Consider the following 2748-nt stretch of genomic DNA (forward strand, 5'->3'; position numbering starts at 1 on the left):
ACAATCCTTTAAATAACAGTCTAACTTTTTGGGGTCAGATCAAAATAACCGCACTTTTTTTATCGAAATTTATTGCACTAGATCACATTTCTGAAAATTGAGCATTGCAACTTATTAACATTCATTTAACATTATAGGCTGTTTGAGTTAGAACACTAACGGAGGAACTTTATGAGTGAGATAAAATCTTTCAAAAACCACAAAAATGGCATTATTTTTATTTTAGATATAGTGCTGTTTTTTGTGTTATTAAAAGTGCTGCCTTATGAGTCAAAAGCAAATGCTGGTTTAGCCTTATTGGCTTTTGTCGCAGTGCTTTGGTTAACTGAGGCATTACATGTTACAGTTACCGCATTATTGGTGCCATTATTGGCGATTGCGCTAGATTTAGTAAGCACTAAGCAAGCTTTAGTGGCTTTTGCTGATCCTACAATATTCTTATTTTTTGGTGGCTTTTCTTTAGCGACAGCCTTGCATATTCAAAAACTTGATAAAATGATTGCTAATAAGATTATGGCGTTAGCGCGCGGTAATTTATTTGTTGCCATTATTTATCTCTTTTTGATTACAGCCTTCCTTTCTATGTGGATGAGTAACACGGCAACTGCAGCAATGATGTTACCACTCGCTATGGGGATTTTAAGCCAGCTTGATCGTGAGAAAGAACATAATACTTATGTGTTTGTGTTGTTAGGGATTGCTTATAGTGCATCAATTGGTGGTATGGGAACCCTTGTAGGGAGTCCGCCGAATGCCATCGTGGCAAGTAACCTACATTTAACTTTTGCAGATTGGTTATGGTATGGTTTACCTATTATGATTATTTTGTTACCAATTATGATTGGTACGCTTTATATTATTTTCAAACCAAAACTTCATATTAATTTTGAGCAATCTTTTGAAAGCATTGAAATGAATTCAGTGCGTGTATTAACACTTGTTATCTTTGTTGTGATTGCTTTAACTTGGGTATTTAGTGGGCAAATTAATCCGCTAATTTCAGGCTTACTTGGTTTGCAGAAAAATATTGCGAGCTTCGATAGCGTTGTTGCTTTATTAGCGGCTATTGTGATTTGTTCTACTGGAATTGCAAGCTGGAAACAAATTCAAGAAAGTACTGATTGGGGCGTATTAATGCTTTTCGGTGGTGGATTAACATTAAGTGCGGTATTGAAGGATTCCGGAGCAAGTAAAATTTTAGCAGATAGCATTGTCTTTATGATTGAAGGACAACATTTCTATCTTATTGGTTTGTTAGTTGCAGCATTCATTATTTTCTTAACTGAATTTACCTCTAATACAGCAAGTGCGGCACTACTCGTCCCAATCTTTATTTCTATCGCTCAATCATTGGGTATGCCAGAAATTGGTTTAGCATTAATTATTGGTATTGGTGCATCCTGTGCCTTCATGTTACCAGTTGCAACACCTCCAAATGCTATTGTATTTGGTTCTGGACAAGTGAAACAAAGTGAAATGGTAAAAGCTGGTTTCGTATTGAATTTAGTGTGTATCGTCGTGATTGCAACTGTCGGCTATATGTTCTGGTTGAACTAATTTAGATTTGATTATTTACAAAATTCTTTAGTGATTAAAATAAATGGGTTAAAGCGAATAAGGCTTTAACCCATTTTTCTTGTGATAAGATTCGTTTATAAAAAGCTATTTATTGTGTTCATAAGCGTAAAGTGTGTTGCTCATTAACATTGCAACGGTCATTGGCCCAACACCGCCAGGAACGGGGGTAATATAAGCTGCTTTTTCGGCTGCTTTGTCAAACTCTACATCGCCTACTAATTTTCCATCTAGGCGGTTAATTCCGACATCAATTACGACCGCACTTTCTTTGATCCAATCGCCAGGAATCAACTTCGGCTTACCCACCGCGACGACAAGTATATCTGCTTGGCGAACATGGCTTTCTAAATCTTTAGTGAATCGATGAGTTACTGTGACAGTTGCACCTGCTAATAGTAATTCTAAAGACATTGGGCGGCCGACAATATTGGATGCGCCTACAATTACTGCGTGTTTGCCATGTAGGTCAATCCCCGTTGTTTCTAATAGCTTCATTACGCCATAAGGGGTGCAGGCACGTAAAGTTGGAATACGTTGGCATAAAAGCCCAACATTATAAGGATGGAAGCCATCCACATCTTTTTTCGGATCAATATGTTCAATAATAGCTTCTGCATTGATTTGTTGAGGTAAGGGGAGTTGTACTAAGATACCATCAATTGTTTTGTCGTTATTGAGTTTATCGATGAGGGCTAATAATTCGGCTTGTGTAGTTGTTTCTGGTAAATCATAGGATTGGGAAAGTATGCCGATTTCTTCACAACTTTTACGTTTATTACCGACATAGATTTGCGAAGCAGGATCTGCACCAACGAGAATGACAGCAAGCCCAGGTGCGCGTTTTCCTTGCTTAACGTAATGGGTGATTTTATCTGCCACATCGGCTTTAATTTTTTTTGAAAGTGCGGTACCAGAGATGATTTGTGCGGTCATTTGTCTGTCCTTTTGAATGATGGGAAAGAAAGCGTTTGCTATTTTAGCGGACAATGATTTTTTTACAACGAAAAAGGGGGCGTTTTTCCTAAAGTGGAATAATTTTGAACAATCAAGTTGAAAAATCAAAAATTTCATTGACTGAAATAAAAACAAACTTATAATTGACCGCACTTATCGGCGAGTAGCGCAGCTTGGTAGCGCAACTGGTTTGGGACCAGTGGGTCGTAGGTTCAA

General features: G+C 37.6%; 2 protein-coding genes. One reads left to right on the forward strand and one right to left on the reverse strand.

Annotation, left to right across the window (positions count from 1 at the left end; genetic code table 11):
* The first annotated feature begins 171 nt into the window (after window positions 1-171).
* Window positions 172-1557, forward strand: coding sequence for a DASS family sodium-coupled anion symporter (locus ABW51_RS09435; protein ID WP_053466540.1), 1386 nt, complete (start codon window positions 172-174; stop codon window positions 1555-1557).
* Between the two features lie 105 nt (window positions 1558-1662).
* Here ABW51_RS09435 and folD read toward each other — a convergent pair whose 3' ends face one another.
* Window positions 1663-2511, reverse strand: coding sequence for a bifunctional methylenetetrahydrofolate dehydrogenase/methenyltetrahydrofolate cyclohydrolase FolD (gene folD, locus ABW51_RS09440; protein ID WP_053466541.1), 849 nt, complete (start codon window positions 2509-2511; stop codon window positions 1663-1665).
* Between the last annotated feature and the right edge of the window lie 237 nt (window positions 2512-2748).

The sequence above is a fragment of the Haemophilus sp. C1 genome (assembly GCF_001276515.1).
Lineage (GTDB): Bacteria > Pseudomonadota > Gammaproteobacteria > Enterobacterales > Pasteurellaceae > Haemophilus.

Excerpts from the sequence above, each read along its gene's own strand:
- folD (WP_053466541.1), bottom strand. The coding sequence starts at position 2,511 with ATGACCGCACAAATCATCTCTGGTACCGCACTTTCAAAAAAAATTAAA.
- ABW51_RS09435 (WP_053466540.1), top strand. The coding sequence starts at position 172 with ATGAGTGAGATAAAATCTTTCAAAAACCACAAAAATGGCATTATTTTT.